Source organism: Arthrobacter sp. ZBG10, from assembly GCF_001238605.1.
GTDB lineage: Bacteria > Actinomycetota > Actinomycetes > Actinomycetales > Micrococcaceae > Arthrobacter.
In genome coordinates this window covers 61,509-82,707 of sequence record NZ_LFQH01000001.1, presented here as the reverse complement: position 1 = coordinate 82,707, position 21,199 = coordinate 61,509, and the positions used below count along the sequence as shown (strand labels likewise).

General features: G+C 67.5%; 19 protein-coding genes. 5 read left to right on the top strand and 14 right to left on the bottom strand.

The genetic code is table 11. From position 1 onward, the window contains the following. Window positions 1–6: 6 nt before the first annotated feature. Genes ACU18_RS00360 through ACU18_RS00350 form a run of 3 tightly spaced genes read right to left on the bottom strand, consistent with a single transcriptional unit; the run spans window position 7 to window position 3,216 of the window. Complete coding sequence (locus ACU18_RS00360; protein WP_050683533.1) at window positions 7–1,107, bottom strand: polyprenyl synthetase family protein; 1,101 nt, start codon at window positions 1,105–1,107, stop codon at window positions 7–9. After that, the gene (locus ACU18_RS00355; protein WP_050683532.1) at window positions 1,104–2,435 is read right to left on the bottom strand and encodes a geranylgeranyl reductase family protein; all 1,332 of its coding nucleotides are present in this window, start codon (window positions 2,433–2,435) and stop codon (window positions 1,104–1,106) included. The genes ACU18_RS00360 and ACU18_RS00355 overlap by 4 nt, the downstream gene beginning before the upstream one ends. Before the next feature lie 4 nt (window positions 2,436–2,439). Next, the gene (locus tag ACU18_RS00350; protein WP_082178086.1) at window positions 2,440–3,216 is read right to left on the bottom strand and encodes a demethylmenaquinone methyltransferase; all 777 of its coding nucleotides are present in this window, start codon (window positions 3,214–3,216) and stop codon (window positions 2,440–2,442) included. Window positions 3,217–3,317: 101 nt separating this feature from the next. Here ACU18_RS00350 and ACU18_RS00345 point away from each other — a divergent pair, with 101 nt between their 5' ends. The 4 genes from ACU18_RS00345 to ACU18_RS00330 all read left to right on the top strand — a co-directional run bounded on the left by ACU18_RS00345 (window position 3,318) and on the right by ACU18_RS00330 (window position 7,429). After that, on the top strand, window positions 3,318–4,712 hold the full coding sequence (locus ACU18_RS00345; RefSeq protein ID WP_050683530.1) for an isochorismate synthase: 1,395 nt from the start codon (window positions 3,318–3,320) through the stop codon (window positions 4,710–4,712). 199 nt (window positions 4,713–4,911) lie between these two features. Beyond that, window positions 4,912–5,712, top strand: a complete 801-nt coding sequence (locus ACU18_RS00340; RefSeq protein ID WP_050683529.1) for an ABC transporter substrate-binding protein — start codon at window positions 4,912–4,914, stop codon at window positions 5,710–5,712. Window positions 5,713–5,821: 109 nt separating this feature from the next. Next, entirely contained in the window at window positions 5,822–6,613 is a 792-nt protein-coding gene (locus tag ACU18_RS00335) for an amino acid ABC transporter permease (protein WP_050683528.1), read from the top strand. Between the two features lie 12 nt (window positions 6,614–6,625). Beyond that, the gene (locus ACU18_RS00330) at window positions 6,626–7,429 is read left to right on the top strand and encodes an amino acid ABC transporter ATP-binding protein (protein ID WP_050683527.1); all 804 of its coding nucleotides are present in this window, start codon (window positions 6,626–6,628) and stop codon (window positions 7,427–7,429) included. A gap of 97 nt (window positions 7,430–7,526) precedes the next feature. On the opposite strand, the gene menD is transcribed toward ACU18_RS00330, so the two are convergent. From menD to ACU18_RS00315, 3 genes are all read right to left on the bottom strand, one after another. Beyond that, the gene (gene menD, locus ACU18_RS00325; protein WP_442853695.1) at window positions 7,527–9,269 is read right to left on the bottom strand and encodes a 2-succinyl-5-enolpyruvyl-6-hydroxy-3-cyclohexene-1-carboxylic-acid synthase; all 1,743 of its coding nucleotides are present in this window, start codon (window positions 9,267–9,269) and stop codon (window positions 7,527–7,529) included. 195 nt (window positions 9,270–9,464) lie between these two features. Further along, window positions 9,465–11,534 carry a PhoX family protein gene (locus ACU18_RS00320; RefSeq protein ID WP_050683525.1) on the bottom strand — a complete coding sequence of 690 codons (2,070 nt, stop codon included), beginning with the start codon at window positions 11,532–11,534 and terminating at the stop codon, window positions 9,465–9,467. Between the two features lie 86 nt (window positions 11,535–11,620). Further along, complete coding sequence (locus tag ACU18_RS00315; protein WP_050683524.1) at window positions 11,621–12,664, bottom strand: o-succinylbenzoate synthase; 1,044 nt, start codon at window positions 12,662–12,664, stop codon at window positions 11,621–11,623. Window positions 12,665–12,784: 120 nt separating this feature from the next. On the opposite strand from ACU18_RS00315, the gene ACU18_RS00310 reads away from it, so the two are divergent. Continuing rightward, a complete protein-coding gene (locus ACU18_RS00310; protein ID WP_050683523.1) occupies window positions 12,785–13,696 on the top strand; it encodes a phosphatase PAP2 family protein in 912 nt (303 codons plus the stop codon). 561 nt (window positions 13,697–14,257) lie between these two features. Here the strand turns inward: ACU18_RS00310 and ACU18_RS00305 are convergent. The 8 genes from ACU18_RS00305 to ACU18_RS00270 all read right to left on the bottom strand — a co-directional run bounded on the left by ACU18_RS00305 (window position 14,258) and on the right by ACU18_RS00270 (window position 21,097). After that, on the bottom strand, window positions 14,258–14,749 hold the full coding sequence (locus ACU18_RS00305; protein WP_050683522.1) for a hypothetical protein: 492 nt from the start codon (window positions 14,747–14,749) through the stop codon (window positions 14,258–14,260). After that, on the bottom strand, window positions 14,746–15,381 hold the full coding sequence (locus ACU18_RS00300; protein WP_050683521.1) for a signal peptidase I: 636 nt from the start codon (window positions 15,379–15,381) through the stop codon (window positions 14,746–14,748). The genes ACU18_RS00305 and ACU18_RS00300 overlap by 4 nt, the downstream gene beginning before the upstream one ends. Further along, window positions 15,371–15,988, bottom strand: coding sequence for a hypothetical protein (locus ACU18_RS00295; RefSeq protein WP_050683520.1), 618 nt, complete (start codon window positions 15,986–15,988; stop codon window positions 15,371–15,373). The genes ACU18_RS00300 and ACU18_RS00295 overlap by 11 nt, the downstream gene beginning before the upstream one ends. A gap of 70 nt (window positions 15,989–16,058) precedes the next feature. Beyond that, window positions 16,059–16,607, bottom strand: coding sequence for an alternate-type signal peptide domain-containing protein (locus tag ACU18_RS00290; protein ID WP_050683519.1), 549 nt, complete (start codon window positions 16,605–16,607; stop codon window positions 16,059–16,061). A 184-nt stretch (window positions 16,608–16,791) separates the two neighbouring features. Next, entirely contained in the window at window positions 16,792–17,514 is a 723-nt protein-coding gene (locus tag ACU18_RS00285) for an esterase/lipase family protein (protein ID WP_050683518.1), read from the bottom strand. A gap of 54 nt (window positions 17,515–17,568) precedes the next feature. After that, a complete protein-coding gene (locus tag ACU18_RS00280; RefSeq protein WP_050683517.1) occupies window positions 17,569–18,786 on the bottom strand; it encodes an MFS transporter in 1,218 nt (405 codons plus the stop codon). Window positions 18,787–18,866: 80 nt separating this feature from the next. Continuing rightward, window positions 18,867–20,009 carry a serine hydrolase domain-containing protein gene (locus ACU18_RS00275; RefSeq protein ID WP_050683516.1) on the bottom strand — a complete coding sequence of 381 codons (1,143 nt, stop codon included), beginning with the start codon at window positions 20,007–20,009 and terminating at the stop codon, window positions 18,867–18,869. Window positions 20,010–20,023: 14 nt separating this feature from the next. After that, complete coding sequence (locus tag ACU18_RS00270; RefSeq protein ID WP_082178085.1) at window positions 20,024–21,097, bottom strand: Ig-like domain-containing protein; 1,074 nt, start codon at window positions 21,095–21,097, stop codon at window positions 20,024–20,026. Window positions 21,098–21,199 lie beyond the last annotated feature (102 nt).

The window sequence follows — 21,199 nt, the reverse complement described above, 5'->3', positions numbered from 1 at the left end:
AAAATGTCAGCTGGCCCGGTCCACGACTGCCAGCGCAAAGTTGGACAGCGAGGACTTGACCACACCTTCGGGCAACGGCGCCAGCGCGGCGATGGCCTCATCGGCCCAGCGGCGTGCCACCACCCATGATTCAGCTGTCACGGCGTGCCCGCGCAGGCCCGCCACGGCGGCAGCCAGGGCCTCGTCCGAGGTCAGGTCGCCGTCAATGAGCTTCAGGAGTTCGACGGCGGACTCGTCGCCGGCAGCCGCATCGCGCCGGAGGAACAGGACGGGCAGCGTGGGGACACCTTCGCGGAGGTCGGTTCCGGGGGACTTCCCGGACTTGACCTTGACCCCGGTGACGTCGATGACGTCGTCGGCGAGCTGGAAGGCAACACCTACCTTCTCGCCGTACTCCACCAGCAGGGATTCATAGGCTTCGTCGGCGCCGGCAAAGATGGCACCCAGCTGCCCGGAAGCGGCAACCAGCGAACCGGTCTTATCCGCAATGACTGACAGGTAGTGCTCCACCGGATCCTCGTCCGGCCGCGGCCCCACGGTCTCGTGCAGCTGGCCGAGGCACAGCCGCTCAAACGTACGGGCCTGGATGCCCAGCGCCCGGGAACCGAGCTCGGACACCAGGATGGAGGCCCGGGCGAAAATAAGGTCCCCGGTCAGGACGGCCACGGAGTTGCCCCACACCTCATGGGCGGTGGGAGCACCGCGGCGGAACGGGGCGGAGTCCATCACGTCGTCGTGGTACAGCGTGGCCAGGTGGGTCAGTTCCACCACCACGGCGGCCTGCACCACGGCGGGCAGCGAAGCGTCACCGAGGTGTGCGCAGAGCAGGGTCAGCAGCGGCCGGATGCGCTTGCCGCCGGCTTCCACCAAATGCCGGGACGTGGCGTCGGCCAGGGGGTCGGAGTTGGCGATTGCCTCGCGCAGCTTCTTCTCCACCTTGGCCAGGTTGGTGGTGATGGCGGGGCCCAGGTCGGCATCTTCGGCGATGGCTGCGAACCCTGCGGGCAGCTGGAGCCCGGTGGCGATGGCGCTGGTATTCAAGGACGCCTCAGCGTCGGTGCTGCCGTGTCCGGCATGGGTCCAGCTGTGGTCTGCGGCGTTGGTCACGGGTTAACCCTAACTTTTTGTTGCGGATACCGCTGGTTCGAAGCAGACGGGGTGTTGGATGTGGCGGGAACCAGCGATTCCAGGACCCGGATGGCCCGGTCCTCGAAGCCCTTGGCTGACGGATCCGTGAGGTTGGCCAGCAGGCGCACCACGAACTTCATCAGCACCGGAATGGGCATGCCGGTGCGCAGCGCGAGTTTCATGATGGCGGGTTTGCCGATCAGCGCGGCGAAGGCCCGGCCCAGGGTGAAGTGGGATCCCCACTGGTCCCGCACGTAGTCCGCGTACCGCGAAAGGTGCGCATCGGCGTCGTACGTTCCACCGGAGGAGGCGGTGCGCGAGGAGGCGTCGATGATGAACTCGGCGGCGAACCGCGCGGATTCCATGGCGTAGGAGATGCCTTCGCCGTTGAACGGGGAAACCATGCCGCCGGCGTCACCCAGCAGGAGCAGGCCCGGCGAGTAGTGCGGGGTGCGGTTGAAGCCCATGGGCAGCGCGGCGCCGCGGATTTCGCCCACCTGGTTCTCGGGCGTGAAGCCCCACTCGGCGGGCATGCCGGCGGTCCATTCGCGGAGCACCTGCTTGTAGTCCAGCTTGCCGAAGTCCTTGGAGGAGTTCAGGATGCCCAGGCCCACGTTGGAGGTGCCGTCGCCCACGCCGAACACCCAGCCGTAACCGGGAAGGAGCTTGCCGTCGCGGCCGGGAAGTTCCAGCCAGCCTTCCATCCAGTCGTCGTCGGTGCGGGGGCTGGTGAAGTAGGTGCGGACGGCCACGCCGAGGGGCCGGTCGTCGCGTTTGTGCATGCCCAGGGAGACGGCGGTGCGGGTGGAGTTGCCGTCCGCGGCGAGGACGACGTCGGCACTGAAGTCGCGCGTCTGCCCCGTCTTGCGTCCGTTCCCGTCCAGGATCGCGGCGCGGGCGCCGGTGACGCGGCCGCTGTCGTCGCGGAGGGCTTCGGTGACACTGTGCCGTTCCAGGATTTCGGCGCCGGCAGCCTGGGCGTGCCGGGCCAGTTCCTCGTCGAAGCCCAGGCGGGTGCGGATCAGGCCGTACTGCGGGAAGTCCGAGACCTCGGGCCACGGGAGTTCGATGGTGCGGCCGCCGGCGATCAGGCGCAGGCCCTTGTTGCGGCGCCAGCCTTCGCCTTCGGGGTGCGGCAGGCCAAGCTTCTGGATTTCCCGGACCGCGCGGGGGGTGAGCCCGTCGCCGCAGACCTTCTCACGGGGGAAGCTGGTCTTTTCCAGGACCGTGACGTCCAGGCCGGCCTTGGCCAGGTAGTACGCGGCGGTGGATCCGGCCGGGCCTGCGCCGACTATCAGTACCTTCACAGTCTTAGCGGACGATGTTGCGGCGCAGCTTTGCCACCGGGCCCTTGTGCGCGGCGATGGCGGCGGCAGCGCTGTCCGGAGCCGAATCTGCGGGCTTGAAGGCGCGGTGGACGGCCACGATGCCGCCGGTCAGGTTGCGGTAGGTCACGTTTTCCCAGCCCTCTTCCTGCAGCCACGCGGCCAGGTGGTCCTGGTCCGGCCAGGCCCGGATGGACTCGGCGAGGTAGACGTAGGCGTCCGGGTTGGAGGCCACCTTGACGGCGATGGCGGGCAGCGCGCGCATCAGGTATTCGGTGTACATGGTGCGCCACAGCGGCACCACGGGCGAGGAGAACTCGGCGATGACCAGGCGTCCGCCGGGCTTGGTGACGCGGAGCATCTCGGCCAGGGCCTTGCGCGGCTCGTTGACGTTGCGCAGGCCAAAGGAAATGGTGCTCGCGTCAAAGGTGTTGTCCGCGAACGGCAGGTTGGTGGCGTCACCGGCGATGAAGTCGATGTCCGGGCGGCGGCGCTTGCCCACCTTGAGCATGCCCAGGGAGAAGTCGCAGGCCACCACGTCTATGCCCGCATCCGCATATGGCTCGCTGGAGGTGCCGGTGCCGGCGGCGAGGTCCAGGACCCGATGGCCCTTGGAGACTTCCATCGCGTCCACCACAACCTTGCGCCAGCGGCGCGTCTGTCCCATGGACAGGACATCGTTGACGACGTCGTATTTCGGTGCGACGTCGTCAAACATCGTGGCTACTTCGTCCGGACGCTTATCCAAGGATGCTCGGTTCACCAGTCCATTGTCTCAAATGTTCAGCAGGCTGCGGACCACCTTCGGCGCCCAATTCAGGCACTGACCGGGGGCGGGGTACGCGGGAGTACTGTTGTCTCATCATGACGAGCACGTTCCGCACCCTGACAGTCCCCCTGGATGGAACCACTTTCCCCGGGGGGCTGCCCTCGTTTCTGGTCCGGGACGACGTCCTTTGCTGGACCCGCCGCGAGGCCGGCCTGGTGGGTTTTGGCGAGATAACCCGCTTCACCGCCAGCGGGCCCGACCGCTTCCTCGAGGCGGACATCTGGTGGCGACACCTGGTCCTCGAGGCTGAGATCACGGACTCCGTTGAGCTGCCCGGCACCGGTCCCGTGGCGTTCGGTTCCTTCGCATTCTCCAAGGTCTCCAGCCACCGCTCCCGGCTGATTGTGCCGGAGATTGTGGTGGGCGTCCGGGACGGCCGCGCCTGGCTCACCCAGATGGCGTTCGACGGCGGCCCACTCACCGAAGCGGGCGCCCGCGCCGCGCTTGCGGGGTGGCTGGAGTCCGACGCCCCTGCTGCTGCCGAGTCCGCTGGCTCCGGCTCCCCTGCCGCTGCCCCTGCTGCCGGCCATGGCGACGCCGGCCGTCCCGGCGCCGCGCTGCCGGCGGAACCTGCTGCCGCCGTCGCGCCTAAACTCGAATCCGGTTCCCTCAGCGAGCACGACTGGATGGCAGCCGTGACGGCCGGCGTCGAAGAGATCCGCGCCGGGAAACTGGAGAAGCTGGTCCTGGCCCGTGACGTCGTTGCCACCATTCCGGAGGGTGTCAACGCGGCGGCGATCCTGCAGCAGCTGGCGGTCCGGTACCGCGAATGCTGGACCTACGGCGTGGACGGGCTGGTGGGGTCCACCCCCGAGATGCTGATCCAGGTGGAAGGCCGGACCGCGCAGGCCCGCGTCCTGGCCGGAACCCTGGACCGGCGTGACGCCGAGGGCATGGCCGGCTCGCCGCTGGAATTTGCCGAGCGGGTACTGGCGGGCTCGGAGAAGCAGCGGCACGAACACGAGATCGCCATCCAGTCGCTCACCACGCAGCTGGCACCGTTTTCCGAGGCCATGAATGCCCACGACGAGCCGTTCATCCTGGAACTGCCCAATGTGTGGCACCTGGCGTCAGACGTTAAGGCGGAATTGGCCGAGGTTGAGGGGCACGTTCCCACCTGCCTGGCCCTGATCAACGCACTGCATCCCACCGCTGCGGTCTGCGGCACCCCCACGCTGGTGGCCGGCGCCCTGATCCGCAAGCTCGAACACATGGACCGCGGGCCCTACGCGGGACCCGTCGGCTGGCTGGACGCGGCCGGGAACGGCGAATGGGGCATCGCGCTGCGCGGCGCTGTGATCGAGGCCCCGGACACCATCAGGCTGTATGCCGGCTGCGGCATCGTCGAAGGCTCCCAGCCGGAGGCCGAACTGGCCGAGACGTGGGCCAAGTTCCGCCCCATGCTGGAGTCCCTGGGCATCAGCTCCTGACCCACGCCGCCGTCTCCTAAAGCTGTGGGTGGACCTACGTCCGGGATGTCAGACACTCCCGCGGGCTGGGGCCTTGATTTCGACTGTGCTTTAGTTATCCAATAGTGAAACTAAGTTTCCTGTGATGCACATCTCATAATCGGCGCTACACTATGAACCGATTTAGTACCGCATACTCCTGCAACAAAAGGTAAGAAACATGCAGCTCAAGTCCCTGGCCACGGCCAAATTGACCGCCAAGGCAGCAGCAGTCCTCGCCGTGGGTGCCCTCACCCTCACCGCGTGCGGCGGCAGTTCAACCCCGGCAGCTTCCGAAGGCGGCATCTCGCTGATCAACTCCGGCAAGCTGACCATCTGCTCGGATGTGCCTTACGAGCCCTTCGAATTCCAGAAGGACGGCAAGACGGTGGGCTTCGATATCGACATCGCCACCGAGCTCGCCAAGGACCTGAAGGCCGAGCTCAACATTGTTGACAGCTCCTTCGAGGCCATCGAGACCGGCACCGCCTTGACCGGCTGCGACGTGTCCATCTCCTCCGTCTCCATCACGGATGTCCGCAAAAACGTGATGGACTTCTCCGACCCCTACATGGATGACGACCTGACCCTCGTGGCGAAGGAAGGCTCCGGCGTCGAGAACGTGGACTCAGCCAAGGGCAAGAAGGTTGGCGTGCAGCAGGCCACCACCGGCGCCAAGTACGCGCAGGAAAAGGGCATCGAAGCGCAGCAGTTCGAGGATTCCGGCCTCCTGGTCCAGGCCCTCGAAGCCGGCACCATCGACGCGGCACTGGGCAACCAGTCGGTCCTGGGCTACGCCATCAAGGACAACGCCGAGTTCACCCGCGTTGAGGACTACACCACGGGCGAGAAGCTGGGCATCGCCGTGAAGAAGGGCAACACCGCCATGCTGGAGCAGGTTAACACCACGCTCAAGCGCCTCACCGATGATGGCAGCCTGGCCAAGTTCCAGACCGCCTGGTTCGGCGAAACCGCTAAGTAAGCAACACCGGGAGCCCCTGCGGCCCCGGTCAGCAGATACAGGTAATGGGGCCCCGGACGGATGAACGTCCGTCCGGGGCCTTCGCCACGCACAACGAATTGAGCACCCCATGGCATTGACCGCACGTCAGCGAGCCAAAGTAAGCCTGTATGTCCAGGCCGGAATATTCGTGGTGGCCATCGCCGCGCTGATCCTGGCGACGGACTGGAAGACCATGGCCAACAGCGTCTTCAACTTCGGCAAGATCGGGCCCATGTTCCCGGACATCTTCCTGGTTGGCTTGAAAAACACCCTGATCTACACGTTCCTGGGCTTTGTGGTGGGCCTCAGCGGCGGCCTGCTCCTGGCCCTGATGAAGCTCTCCAGCTTTCCGCTGTACCGCTGGATCGCCACCGGCTACATCGAGTTTTTCCGGGGCATCCCCGCGCTGCTGGTGTTCATCGCCTTCGGCTACGGCGTCCCGCTGGCGTTCGGCGTCCAGTGGAACGTGACCATCATCGTGATGATTTCCCTCGGTATGGTGGCTTCGGCATATATCGCCGAGACCCTCCGCGCCGGCCTGCAGGCCGTCCCCAAGGGACAGCTGGAAGCGGCCCGGTCGCTGGGTATGCCGCAGTGGCGGGCCATGGTGTCCATCGTGATTCCGCAGGCCTTCAAGATCGTCCTCCCGCCGCTGACCAACGAGGTCATCCTGCTGACCAAGGACTCCTCGCTGATCTACGTCCTGGGCCTGACCGCCTCGCAGTTCGAGCTCACCAAGTTCGGCCGTGATGGCATCTCCAGCCTGGGTGCGGGCCTCACGCCGCTGCTGGTGGCCGGCGCCTTCTACCTCGTTATCACCATCCCGCTGAGCCTCCTGGCCCGGAAGTTCGAAAGCCGCTCCGCGCGGACCAAGCGATAGGCAGGGAAGACAATGAACGACGTCGTAAACGGCCCCCGCGGGGGAGCCGCAAAAGTCCACGCAGCAGGGGTCGCCATCAAGGACCTGCGCAAGTCCTACGGCTCCAACGAGGTCCTCAAGGGGATCAGCCTCGAGGTGAAACCGGGAGAGGTGGTGTGCCTGATCGGGCCCTCCGGCTCCGGCAAGTCAACGCTCCTGCGCTGCGTCAACCTTCTGGAGCAGCCCAACCAGGGCAGCATCCAGGTGGGCGGCTTCGAGGCGACCCACCCCGATGTGGACATCGACAAAATGCGCCGCAAAGTGGGCATGGTGTTCCAGCAGTTCAACCTGTTCCCGCACCTGGACGCCAAGCGCAACTGCTCGATCGCGCAGACCAAGGTGCTCAAGCGGTCGCAAGCGGAGGCGGACAAGGTCTCGCTGCACAACCTGGAGCGGGTGGGCCTGGGCCACCTCGCCGACCGCTTCCCGGATCAGCTGTCCGGCGGGCAGCAGCAGCGCGTGGCCATCGCCCGGGCGCTGAGCATGGACCCCGAGCTGATGCTGTTTGATGAGCCCACGTCCGCGCTGGACCCGGAAACCGTGGGCGATGTCCTCTCGGTCATGCGGAACCTGGCCAAGGAAGGCATGACCATGCTGGTGGTCACCCACGAGATGGGCTTTGCCCGCGAAGTGGCGGACCGTGTGGTGTTCATGGACGGCGGCGTGGTGGTGGAGGAAGGCGTGGCCGAGCAGGTCATCAGCGCTCCCACTCAGCCGCGCACCCAGGAGTTCCTGCGCCGGGTTCTGGATCCCACGCATATCGACATCCAGGAGTAGGCCGCCTTTTCGACCCGCAAATTCCCTGTCGCCCCTAATATTCGGGGGGCGCCAGGGAATTTGCGCATCGGGGGTAGATTTGCGCGTCCTGAAGACCCTAACGCCCGGCCAGGACTCCCCCGGCAGCGGCAGCCACGGCAGCCTTGATCCGCTCATGCAGCGCCCGCAGGCCCGCCCGTTCGGTGCGCACCTCCACAATGCTGCGCCCCACCACCGGCCGGGACAGCGCCTCGGCGAGTCCCGCCGTCGTACTCACCAGGGAATGGCCGACGCCGTACGCCGCCGCAAGTGCCGCGATGTCCACGGCGTGCGGGGTACCGAAGAGGCGCTCGACGGCGTCTCCGTAGTTTCCGGCGGCCGCTACTTCCCCGTGCTCCAAAAGGTCGAAGATGGCACCGCCGGCGTCGTTCAGGACAACGATCCGCAGCGCCGGCTGTTCCTCCCCCGCGCCCAGCAGCAGGCCGCCGGCGTCGTGCAGGAACGTGACGTCGCCCAGCAGGATGGTGGTTTCCTGGTCGCCGCCCAGGGCGATGCCCGTGCCGGTGGAGATGGTGCCGTCGATCCCGGCGAGGCCCCGGTTGGCGTAGACGGTGGCCGCAGGGTCCGGTGCGGGCAGGCCGGCCAGGTCGGCGTCGCGGATCCCGTTCGAGGAGCCCAGCAGGAGCTGGCCGCGGGCATGCTTCCAGACCAGCGCCGCCGTGGACGGGCCCGTCGCGGCAGGGACGCCGGCAAGGATGCCGTCCAGGGCATGCTGCGCTGCTGAGCCGGCCAGGAGCCAGCTGTCCAGCCACGGGGCGGGTCCCCGGCCGGCGAAATCGGCGAGGTCCGCCAGGCTGTCCAGCGGCAGCTCAGTGCGCCGGCCGGGTTCGAACCAGGCCACCGGAACGGGCTGGTAGAAGGCCGAGGGCACGTCGGCGCGGGCCAGCAGCGCCGCCACCGGGCGGGAGAGCGTGGGCCGGCCAAACAGCACAACGCGCTCGATGGGCATGGCTGATCCGGCTCCGAAGTGCTCCAGCAGCAGCCGGTAGGGTCCCACGGCGTTGGGCCCGAACCGGGCGTTGGAGGACGGTTCGGCGAGCAGCGGCAGGTTGTGCGCGCGGGCGAACGCCTCGGCCACCGGGCCGGCATCGTGCCCGGCCAGCACCACCGTGCGCCGCTCCGGCAGATGGCCTGCAGCGGGCGGAAGGTTCATCACCAAGGGGTCCGTGCCGATCCGGAACCGCTTCCGGTCCACCGCGGCAGGCAGCCGGTCCCCGGCCGCCGGGACCAGGGGGTCCCGGAACGCCAGGTTGAGCTGGACGGGCCCGGGCGGGATGTCCGGGAAGGCGCCGGTAGCCGCGGAGAGGCCGGCCCGGATGGCCCGTTTCGGGTTGCTGCCCGCCGCAATGTCGGCGGCAAACCGGACGTGCTCCCCGAACAGGTCCGGCTGGATGGTGGTTTGGTTGGCGCCGGTGCCGCGCAGTTCGTCCGGCCGGTCGGCGGACAGGACGATCAGGGGCACCGCGGCGTGGTTGGCTTCCATCACTGCGGGCAGGAGGTTTCCGACGGCGGTCCCGGACGTGGTGAGCACGGCGGCCGGTGAGCCGGTGGACAGTGCCAGGCCCAGGGCCGTGAACCCTGCGGCCCGTTCGTCAATGCGCACCAGCAGGTCCACCAGGCCGGCGGCGGACGCTTCGGCCAGGGCGTAGGCCATGGGCGCGGACCGGGAGCCGGGCGCCACCACCACGTGCCGCACGCCGCCGTCGAGCAGGGTTTCGACGGCGGCGCGCGCCGCCTCGAGGGCGCTCAGGCTGGTCGGATCAGGGGTGGGGTGGGGAGCCGGTTCGTTGTGCGAAGTCACCAACCCAGTCTGCCACCCGGCACGGCCCGCCCGTCCCCCCGTGTTGCCCCACCAACCAGACGCGCCATGCCCTTCCCCCCGCGTTGCGCTATCACCTATGGTCGTCAAAACCCCCAAATAACGACCATAGGTGATAGCGCAACGGGAGGAGGGAGCGGGGCAGGGGCAGGGGCAAGGGCCGGGGCAGGGACCGGGTTAGCCGCGGAAAACCTGGATCACTGCGGGACGGGGCGCCCGCACCGCGCCGGGTGCCGGCGTCGTACCCTCTGCAACGTAGTCGGGGAAGAACGAGACCTGCGCGCCGAAGGAGCCGTCCTCCCCCGGGTGCTGGACCGAGACGAAGACGGTGCGCTCGTCGTCGTGGATGATGGGCCCGCAGGTTTCGCCGTCCCGCGGGACCGCAAGGAACTGTTCCACCTTGCCGCGGTCTTTGCCGGCCACGGTGACCTTGAACAGCCCGTCCGCTTTGCCGATGCCGGAGGGGGCGCCGTCGGTGGAGATCCAGAGGTTGCCCACGGAGTCGAAGGCGAGGTTGTCCGGGCAGGAGATGGGCGAGACCTTGTCCACCGGGAAGCCGGAGAAGTAGGTGACGTCGCCCTGCGCGGGATCGCCGCAGACCATCAGCAGGTTCCAGCTGAACGTGGTGGAGGTCTGGTCGCCGGTTTCGGTGATCTCCACGATGTGCCCGTCGCGGTTCTGGTTGCGCGGGTTCATTTCCGTGGCGGCCTCGTTGGCGCCGACGCCGCGGTTGGAGTTGTTGGTGCAGGCCACGTAGACCTTGCCGGTCAGCAGGCTCGGCTCCACGTCCTCGCAGCGGTCCATCTTGGTGGGGCCCACTTTGTCGGCGGCCAGGCGCGTGTAGACCAGGACTTCCTCGACGGACATGCCGGGCACCGCGGACGCACCGTCCACCACCAGCGGCAGCCACTGGCCGATGCCGTCGAAGGCACCGTCGGCCGGAACGTTGCCAACCCCGGTGATCTCGGCGGCAGGCGAGTTGCCGGTGAACTTGGCCACGTAAAGGTTGCCCTCGGAGAGCAGCGTCATGTTGTGCTTGCGGTCGCCCTCGATGTACTTCCCGGCGGAGACGAACTTGTACAGGTAGTCGAAGCGCTCGTCGTCACCGGAGTAAGCCACCACGTGCCCGGACTTCGCCACGATGACGTTGGCGCCCTCGTGCTTAAAGCGGCCCAGGGAGGAGTGCTTCTTCGGGGTGGAGGTGGGGTCGAACGGGTCAACCTCCACGATCCAGCCGAACCGGTTGGCCTCGTTTTCGTAGCCGGGGTTGCGGGTATCCCAGCGCGGGTCATCGAGCTCCCACTGGCGTGCCGTCGGGTTGGCGCCCAGGCCGTAGCGCTTGTCCGCGGCCGAGGTGCCCTTCGCCACGAAGTAGCCGTTGAAGTTCTCCTCGCCGGAAAGGATGGTGCCCCAGGGGGTGGTGCCGCCCGAGCAGTTACCCAGCGTGCCTTTGATGGTCCGGCCGGCGGGATCCTGGACGGTGCGCACCAGCGGGGATCCCGCCACCGGACCCGTGAGTTCGTAGGCGGTGCTGTTCAGGAAGCGGCGGTTCAGGCCGGCGCCCTTGACGTAGCTCCACGGCTTGTTTTTGTTTTTGCGCTCCAGCTCCACCACCGACAGCCCGTGCGCGGCAGCCCCCACAGCGCGCACCTGGCCGGCCGGCATGGTGGCCGGAAACATGATGGTTTCGTTGGTGTATTCGTGGTTGGCAAACAGCACCGCGCGGCGGCCCTTGCTGCCCGGGATCTCCAGGATGTCCGTGTAGTCGTTGTTGTAGCCGAACTGCTTTTCCTGCGCGGCGGCCGTCTGGTTGGCGATGTCGAACGCGGGCGCGTCGGCGAAGATCGGGTCGCCCCACCTGATCACCGGCTGCCAGGTGAAGCCGTCGGGGACCGTCACGGCATCCACGCTGGCGTCAACGGCAGCGATGGGCGTGAACTGGAGCTTGGACTTGGCGAAGCCCTCCTTGGCGGCCGCGGACAGTCCGGCGGCGCTGGCGGATTCCGCAGAGGTCACGGCTGAACCGAGGACGACGGCGAGCGCACCGGCGGCGCCGAAGCCCAGGGCGGCACGGCGGGACAGGGTCGCGGAGGCGATGTCGCGGAAGTAGCCGTTCTCGCTCGTGTTGCAGACCTCGCTGGCGCAGGCGTTGTCGCACTTCAGCGCGCAGGTAACGGCGCTGCGCTTGCCTTTGGTGTGGCCCAGCATGGGCAGCAGGGGGAACTTGCGGGCGGTCGTTTCAGACATGGGGGCCTTCCAAAAGGTCGTCATGGGGACGCGCCCACCCTGCCAGCCGGTTCCTACGGACATCCGTCGGGCAGGTGAAGTCGAGGTTAACCGCCCGTGGCGTGCAGGCGCCGGGCGGTGTCCTGGCCGGCCAGGACTGCGTGGACCCGGCGCAGGCGGGCCAGCCACCATTCGGTGCGGTGGGGCGCTGCCGCATACCGCTCCAGCAGCCCGGCGTCCGCGGTGGCGTCGCGGAGGGTGATGGCGCCGTCGTCGGCCACCAGCGGGTCAAGTGTGATGTCGGATTCGAACAATGACACCGTCCCCAGCCCGCAGGCGTAGGGAAGGTCCGGGAGCGCAGCGGCGAGGGCCAGGCCGGCCCGGATGCCCACCGAGGTGTCCAGGGCGGAGCTGACCACTGCCGGCAGTCCGGCCTGCGCCACCAGGTCCAGGGCCCTGCGGACCCCGCCCAGCGGCGCCACCTTGACCACAATCAGGTCGGCGGCGCCGGCCCGGGCCACCTTCAGCGGGTCCTCTTCCTTCCGCACGCTTTCATCGGCGGCCACCAGGACCGGGGTGCCCGCAGCGGACAGCCGGGTCCGGACCTCGGCCAGCCCCTCGATGGTGGGCACGGGCTGCTCGGCGTATTCAAGTCCGACGGCGGCGAGCCGGGTGAGTGCCGCCACCGCGGCAGGCACGTCCCAGCCCCCGTTCGCGTCCACCCGGATCGCGGCATCCGGCAGGGCAGCGCGGACGGCGTCCAGGCGCGCGGCGTCGTCGGCCAGGGTCTGGCCTTTCTCAGCCACCTTGACCTTTACCGCGTCCACGCGGCCGAACCGTGCCAGCACCTCCGGCACCCGGTCAGGGGAAACGGCCGGCACCGTGGCGTTGACGGGGATCCGTCCGCGCAGGGGTGCCGGAAAGCCGTGCCAGGCGGCCTCAATGGTTGCTGCGAGCCAGCGGGAAGCCTCCGCATCGCCGTACTCCGGGAACGGGCAGAACTCCCCCCAGCCGGCGGGCCCCTGCACCAGAAGGGTCTCCCGCTCCATGATCCCGCGGAACCGGACGCGCATGGGCAGGCTCACCACCTTCGCCCCGGCCAGGAGCTCCTCCAGAGGCGGCAATAACGGCTGGGCGGCGTCAGCAGGCATGCGTTCACTGTACCGGCGCGGCAACGGCCCACAAGACTGCGGCCTTGGCGCCCCAAGCCGGCGGCGGCCCTGGCCGGCACAGTAGAGCCGCCTCCCAGATTTCTGTGCCACCCTTAAGCCATGGCCGTCTCACACCCCGCACGTTCCAGGACTGCAGCCCGACCCGCTCCGGGATCGGGCCTGCTCTTCGTCCTGGCGACCCTCGGGTGCATCGCCGGCCTGATCGCCACCTACTACTTCTTTGTCCGCACCACCACCGGACAGTTCATCGACGAGTCCGCCCTGGTGGAAGCCGCAGACATCAGCGGCCAGGCCGGCCAGGCCAGCACCCGGTTCCTGGACCTGCTGCCTGCTATCTCCCTGGTGGCCTCGGCTGTGGTGGTCCTGTTTGTCACGGTGATCCGGCGGCGCTGGACCGAGGCGGGCATTGCGGTGGCGGCCTGCATCGGCGCGAACGCGGCCACCCAGATCCTGAAGGAATTCCTGCCGGTCCGCCCGGACAAGGGCGTGGTCACGCTCGAACTGAATTCGCTGCCGTCCGGGCACACCACCCTGGCCGCTTCCGCCGCAGCGGCGCTGTTCCTGATGTCCTCCCCCAAATGGCGGCCCCTGGCCGGTTTTGTGGGCGGTACGTTTGCCATCGCGTCCGGGGCGTCAACGCTGATCAACCAGTGGCACCGGCCTGCGGACGTGGTGGCCGCGTTCCTCCTGGTGGGCGCGTTTATGATCCCCGCCGGCTGGCTGATCATTCGCCGCGGCTCGTGGAATTCGTGGGACGGGTTTGGCGGGCACCTCGGCTCGGCCAGGATCTGGTTGACCCTGCCTGTGCTGATCGGGCTGGCCTGGGCGGCGGTGGCCGTGTACTCGCTGGTCCGGATCGCCCCCGGTCCGTGGCAGCAGGTCAGCACCACACACTACTTCTGGGCCGGCATCGCCCTGATTGTTATTGCCGGCTACCTCGCGACCGTAGCCATGACCTCGCTGTTCGCCTTCGCCGCACGGCGCCGGACCGCGCCGGTACCGGCGCGTTAGCTCCGTCCCCGCCCGTGGCGGAAGCCTGGCACCCGGGGCTGGGCCAGCAAGCTTGAGGGAAACTTGACTCATTTCCGGCAGGCATTTTGAGCCACCCGGAGGATAGTTATACCTGTCAGGCCGATACAGATGGTGCAGCCATCAGGGCCCTGGCGGCCTCCAGAAGTGGGGGCCGCCAGGATAACCGAAAACCGGCTTGGCAGAGGCTGGTCCTGCAGCCTTACCCCAGCGTCCCGGCGCCGCCTTTGCCCCCCATATGGCGGCGCCGGGACTTCTAATTTTGGGGATTCAGGACGCACGACGGCGGCTCCCAACATAGTGCCGCACTGACCCCACCACAGCTCAAGCCGGCGCATCCCGCCGGCTTTTTTTATGCCCTGGGACAGGCGGGCCCTTTGCAGGTGCGGCCCGGCCGGCGGCACCCGGCAGCAGCTTTTCACCAATGCACCGGAAACGCCGCAAGCCCGGCAGCAGCCGGCGCCGCTGTGTGGGGGCACAGCGGCGCCTGCTGCCGCCGGGCTGGCGGCGGAAGAGTGAAGTAGTCAGGCGGTGTTAAGCGCGCTAAGGGCAGTGGATCTTTCCGCTGCTGTTGCCCGGTTCAACGGTCAGCACAGTGTCGGCCGTAATCTGGGGCTGATTCGCGAAGGTGGCAATCACGCGAAGTGTCAGCACATTGCCCACCCGGTTTGTTGCAACAAATTGAGCGTCGCCACTGATCGATGTACTGCCGGATACACCAGGAGTGACCGGGCCCAGGTAGGAGACTCCATTGGTCCCGTCGGCCTTCACCGCAACGATCTGCAGCGACTGAGCCGCACTGGAAAGCGTATAGCTCACCTTGACGGCCTTACCGCCGCTCCCGTCCGTGGCGCAGCCGAGCGTCACGGTTGGCCCGGGCCAGGTATTCGAGGCGGTAACGGTCATGCTGACCGAGCCATTTTGGTCCCACCACGCCAACGCCGGAGCGCCGCCCGCCCCCAGCAACACTGTGAGGACAAACGCCCCAACGGCCAGTGCCGCTCCGGGCAGGCTGCGCAGCCGCTTCATGCTCATGACCCAGCCGGTACGTCTGACCGGGACTTGCGGGACTTCCGGACGGATTTGAACACCAGGATGGAGCCGTAGCCGATCAGGCCGGCAGCTGCCACAGTGGTCCAGGTGTCGCGGTCGGCGTTGCCCAGGGCGTTGGCAGCGAAGCCGACATAGGGAACGGCGTAGAACAGCTTGCCCTTGACCTGGATGGCGCGGACCGGCTCGGGATCGTTGGCCCCGTTGTTGTCGCCCCGTGTGATGAGCGTCTTTTCGCCTTCCTGCGTGGCGCCAAACCCGACGATCCGGTGCGTTTCCACATCGGGCCGGCCGGAATACAGCTGGAATGTGACAACGTCGCCGTACTGCAGCGCATCGAACGCCACCGGCTTCATCACCATAAACGTGCCGGGCGGGAACTTGGGTGCCATCGACTTGGTCAGCACCGTGTACGTCTGCGACCCGGTAGCGAAGGGCAAAATGATCAGTACGGTGGCGGCGAACATCGCCACCAGCATGGCGGCCATGTTCAGGATCCGGCCGACGGCGGCCCAGGCGCCGCCGCTTTTAACGTCGCCGTCCGCTTTGGCCGGGCCAGCAGCGGTTTCGTCAGTGGTTGTTCCGGCGATGGGTGCCTCACCCAGGTCAGCAGACACCGGACACCCCGCACTGACGGGCGGTCATGGGAAGCGTGATGTTCACAGCTTTTCCTTTCACGGATGAGTCGGGTTCCTGGCTTAGGCTGACACGGAAGCAAAAGACTGTAGCCCCGCCTTTGGCCACCGGAGGCGACCTGAGGCCGGTGACGGCTCCGTAGCCGGTTGTGTCATTGCACTGCGCGGCCGTGGTCGCGGTTTTTGCCGTGACCGTGAGGTAGTGGGCAAGGCCTGCTTTTGGATCGGCCACAGTTGGCGTGTCGGTCACCGAAGGCTGGCCTGCGGCGAATTCCGTGGTGAACGTTCCGGTGGCGTTGGAGTTGTTGGTGACCACCACCCCGGCCTGGACGCTGTCGCCCGGCTGGAGTGCCGCCGTCGGGCCCAGGTTCAGGTTGGCCGACTGGCCGGACGGCAGGGTCATGTTGCTGGTGGCCTGCCCTGCCAGGGTGGAGGTCATGGCCACGTCGAAGGATGCTGCGGATACGGTGCCCGGCGCGGTGAGTGCGCTGGCGTTCCAGAGGGCGTAGGTGCCCTGGACGGTGAGGAGGCCCAGGAGGACCGCTGCGGCGATGAGGGCTGCCGCCTGCAGTGTGCGCCTGATGCGCATGCGTCCTCCTGTTGCTGTTCCTCAGTCCGGGAAGGTGGCGGGCGGCGGATGGTCCGCCCGCCGCGCCTGGCTAGAGCAGGCCGGCCTGGCCTGCAACAACCTGCTGCAGGGTGAACTTTACGTTGCCGAAGTCGTAGGACTTGGTCACATCGGTGCGGCCGGTGGTGGTGGAGAGGAATTCGAAGGTGATGGTGGCGGTGACCTTCTGGACGGCGGCGTTGGGGCCCAGGTTGTTGGTCACGGCCACGCCGCCCACGGAGAGGGCCGGGGCTGAGACGGAAACGCTGGCCGGGTTGAAGCCGTTGGAAGCGCCCACGCCCTCGGCCACGATGCTGGCAGCCATCTTGTCGCCGGTGAGGGTGACATCGACTTCCTGCGTGAAGGTGAGCTTGTCACCGGGAACCGCCTTGTAGGAGCCGATGTTGTTGATGGTGGTTCCGGCGCGGTCCTTCCAGACGCCGGCAGCGGTCTTGACCACGTTCAGGTCGCCGGAAACGATGGTGCCCGGCGCTGCGGTGGCTTCCGCGTTCCAAGCGGCCAGGGTGCCACCGCCGCCCAGCAACAGTGCGGCGCCTACGGCGATGGCTGCGGTTCCCTTGATCAGCGTGCTGTTCTTCATGATGACCCCTTGAAAGTTTTTGTGTGGTTGTTGTCTTGCTGATGACTACTTTGCACAAGGAAAATCAGGAACAGGGAGGGGATACCGTCAGGGTTGCTGAAAGGGTTTCTCAAGATTTGCGAAAGATCAAAGCCGCAGGTCAGCAAGTAATGAAAGGATTCAAGCCGCGATCCTGCGGGGCCGTCTATGCCCCGGTGGCCGCTTGCCCGGCAGGCAGATCCAGCTGTTCAACGATGATCCGCGCCGTCCCGGGATCCCCCAGGATCCGGAAATGCCCGGCCACCGGCAGCTCGATGTTGGTGGCGCCGGGAAGCACGCTGCCTTCTGGAATGTGGGGGTCGAACGGCCCGTACAGGGAGGTGATCCGGCTGTTGATGGCTTCCTCGCGGGCCAGCTGCAGCGTCACGGCGTTGCGGGGCGAGAAGATCCGCAGGCTGGGCAGCAGCATGTACCGGGCATAGCTTGAACCGGAAAACGGTGTGCACACGGCCACCATGCGCTGGATGCGGTGCTCGGGGTCCAGCGACAGCATGGCGTATTTGCCGATCAGCCCGCCCTTGCTGTGGGCCACCAGCGCGGCGTCGCGCAGTCCTGCCTCCTCGAGGTGCTGCGCCACCAGCCGGGCGGCCTCCGGTACTTCAAGCTGGTTGCGCTGCAGGACAGTGACCACGTGGACGGGATGGCCGGCGTCGTGGATGGCTTGGATCAGCGGCAGCATAAACTGCCAGTTTTCGTAGACCCCGGGAATGATGACCACTGGGTTGCGGTGTCCCTGATGGAACGAACCCGGCTGGACGCGCGACAAAAAACCGCGCACTTGCCAGCTGGCGGCGTAGGCGTAGTCCTGCAGCCACCACGCGGCTTTGTGCAGCGGGCTGATACGGCGGCCGGGGCCCGGTGTCCTCATCTGTCGAGGATAGCGCCGCGGGCCGGGCTACCCGCCAAACGCGCGCCCAAACCGTCAGTAATTGCGCCGGTGCCGCAGCCGGGGAATCACGACGGCGAACACGGCCGCCGCGGCAAAGCCCAGGACGCCGGTGGCTGAGATCCCCGCGCCCAGGGAAGCCAGCGCCGTCACTCCGGAGAGCAGGACCGGGCCGCCGGTGCTGCCGGCATCCGCCATAAAACGCCACAGCCCCAGGAACTGGCCCCGGCCCCGGTCAGGCGAGAAGTCAGCGCCCAGGGTCATCACCAGTCCGGAGCTGATGCCGTTGCCGAAGCCGATCAGCAGCGCCGCCAGCAGCAGCCCCACAAATGATCCGGTGAGCGGGATCAGGAGCAAGGCAATACCCATGATCAGGGTGGAGGGAATGGCCACCCATTGCCGGCCTTTCCGGTCCATCAGCTTGCCGGCGGGGTAAAACACCAGCATGTCGATAGCCCCGGACAACCCGTAGATCAGGGAGGCGGACGTGGCGTCCATGCCCAGGTGGTCCGCCCACAGCGGGATCACCACCTGCCGGGAGGAGCGAAGGGCGCTCAGCAGCAGGATGCCCACGCCCAGGCTCAGCAGCACGCCCGCGTGGGAGACGGCCACACTGCGGAGTGTGGGCTGCGGGCCGGCGTCGGCGCCTTTGGTGCTTTCCACGGCGGCGAGGTCCGGAATAGTGAGGGACAGCAGCGCTGCGGCCACCAGCGCCACCACGCCCACCCAGTAGGCGGCGCTCATCCCGCCGAACTGCATGGCGAGGGCGCCCAGGAAAGGGCCAATGAAAACGCCGATCCGGTTCACGCCGCCAAGCGTTGACAGGGCCCTGGCCCGGAATTCCACCGGCACGGCCTCGGTAAGGTACTTCTGGCGGGCCAGCCCAAACACGCTGCCGGACATTCCGACGACGGCCATCGCCGCTGCCAGCAGCCACAGCCCGTTCTGGACCACGGGAGTCAGCCCCGCTGCCGCCAGCGCCAGCGCGGAGGCCACCGAGGCGCCCACAATGGACCAGCGTTCGCCGTATTTGAGGGTCACCAGCGAGGCCGGGAGGTTGAAGAACCAGGATCCCAGGCCGATCACGGTGACGATCAGCGCGGCCACCGCCACGGAGGCGCCCAGGTCGCGGGCCGTGAGGGCCACCACGGGAAGGATGGCGCCGGTGCCTATTCCGTAGAGCAACGTGGGGCCAAAGGCCGCCACGGCAATGCCGCGCAGGCTGAACGGTTGCGGGTTTTCCGGAGCTGTCATCAGATTGATCCTATGGCGGCCCGGGCGGCGTCCGTGACCGGGCGGCAACGGCCTGTCACGTGCCCTCCTTCGCGGCCCCCTTAGCAGGCCGAATTGAGCGCCGCCAACGCCGCCTCCGCCATCTCCAGGGACTCAGGATCATCGAATCCCACGGGGTCCTGCCGCGGGGCCCGGGCCACGATCATGGCCAGCTGGCGTGACCCGTCAGCGCTGATCAGCGCCAGCGCTGCATAGCCGCGGACAACTCCGACGTGGCCAAAGTAGTCGTTGTTGGAACAGGCGTCGTACTTCCGGACCAGGCCAAGGCCAAACTCCTGGTACTTGGGATGATGCATCTCAGCCACACTTCCGGGCGCCAGCAGCGATCCGTCCTGCAGCGCTGCGAAGTAGGTGTTGAGGTCGCCCACCGTGGAGATCATCCCGGTATCCGGCGAGCCCAGGTGGAACGGAGCCAACGCATTGTCTTCCAAGTCCCCGGCCGCCGTCCGGGTATAGCCGTGGAGCATCCGCTGGGGTCCGGGCGCGTCCCCGGTCATAAGCGTGTGCTGCAGGTTCAGCGGCGCCACGCTGTCTTCCCGGATGACAACACCAATGCTCCGGCCCCGCAGCTTCTCCACCAGGAGCGCCAACACCGAATAGTTGGTGGCGGAGTAGCTGTACAGGCTCCCGGACCCGCCGGTCCAAGGCATGCCGGCGACAAAACCCACCCGTTCCTCATGGGTGAACGGACCCGTACCTATATGAACGGGCGACACCCAGTAGTCGGGCATTCCGGACCGGTGGCTGAGCAGGCTGCGGATGGTGATGGGACCCGGCGGCTTGACGATGCCTTCCAGCCCGGGCAGGTACTGCTGGACGGGATCATCCAGCTGGATCTTTCCCTCTTCCACCAGCTTCAGCACAGACACCGCCACCATGGCCGTGGTGATGTCACCCACCTGTGACTGATCGGTCAGCTGGGCGGGGTCCATGGTGTCAAGGTCCCGGACACCGGCAGCAGAGGACCAGTCCCCCACTCGGGACTTCATGTCGATAATGACGGCGGTGGCTCCCGCCGTGAGAAGGTCAGCGCTGTATCGCTGCAGGATTCCAACGAAGGCCGGGGCCGTGCGAGTCTGCTGGTCCGGCGGATCGGGGGCACCGGTGCAACCCGCCGATCCAACCAGGAGAACGGCAGCGGCAACGATGCGCAGATACTTGGACTGCCGGGGTTCCGGCCGCATGGAGCGCCCCCGCCTCAGCTCGCCGGCCCCGTGACCGTTACGGTGCGGACGGGCAGCTCGGCCGGGCGGTGGCGGGTGTCACCCAGGTACACGGCCCGGATCCGGTGGGTGCCGGCTCCGAGCGGCACATAGTCGCAGGCCGCCTTACCGGCAACCAGCTTCACGGGCAGGCCGGGTGCGCTCCCGTCCACGTAGAACTGCACATAACCGGCGGGGGCAGGCTCCCCGGTCCGGGCTGCGCGCACCGTCACGGCCGAGCGTGCCCAGGAGCCACCCGGTCCGTCCTGCATGACGGTATGCCTGCCGGTGACGGGCAGGCCTGCAGCAGGAGCTTTGACATCAACGTAGACGGGGGCGGACGCGGGCCCGAAGTAGTGGATCACCGATTCAAGGTTGGCAGTGATCCTGTGCCGGCCCACCGCCAGAGAGTCCAGGGACAGGGTGGCGCTCCAGCCGCTGGAACCCGCCACGGCAATCCCCTCCCCCACCGCAACGCCGTCGGCGTAGAACATGATGGGACCGTCAGGGATGCCGTTCATCCGGGCACCGCTGGCAGCCCGCACCGTAGCTGTGAGCTTGACTGGCTGGCTGACCAGCACGGAGCCGGCCGTGGCGGACTGCAGGGCCGTGCGGATCTCTGGTCCGGTCAGGGCAACGTAGGAGGCACGCAGGGCGGACGGCTTGAAAAGCGCATCGCCGGAGTAGGACACGGTGTGGTACCGGGTTCCAATTTGTGTGGGTTGGATGGGAATGTAGAAGTTGCCCTCGTCTCCCGTCACCGTTACCACTGATGGGACGGCGCCCGGTTCGTGGGCTGTGACTTTGAGCGTGCCTGTGGGCACCCGGGTCTGGCCGGCGGGCACCACCAGGGATATCTGCACCAGCGAGGGCCGGTCCAGATAGGCCCAGCTGGGCTCGTCCAGGAAGGCGTTGATCGTCATCGGTGCCCGAGGATCCGCGGGCGCGAGGGCACCCGCGGGGGCCGCGACGATCAGCCCCGTGGCCAGCAGGGCGGCGAGCGCGGCCGCCAATCTGGCCAGCCGCCGTCGTACTTTTGTGGCCGTGATGGATTGCTGTGTAGCGCGCATGCCCGACTCCCCAACAAGAGATGTTGCTGGAAGTCCCCCCAAACCCCGGCGGCGGCCCTTTGGGGCGGCCTGCCGGGAACTTTACCTGTTCCGGCGGACGAA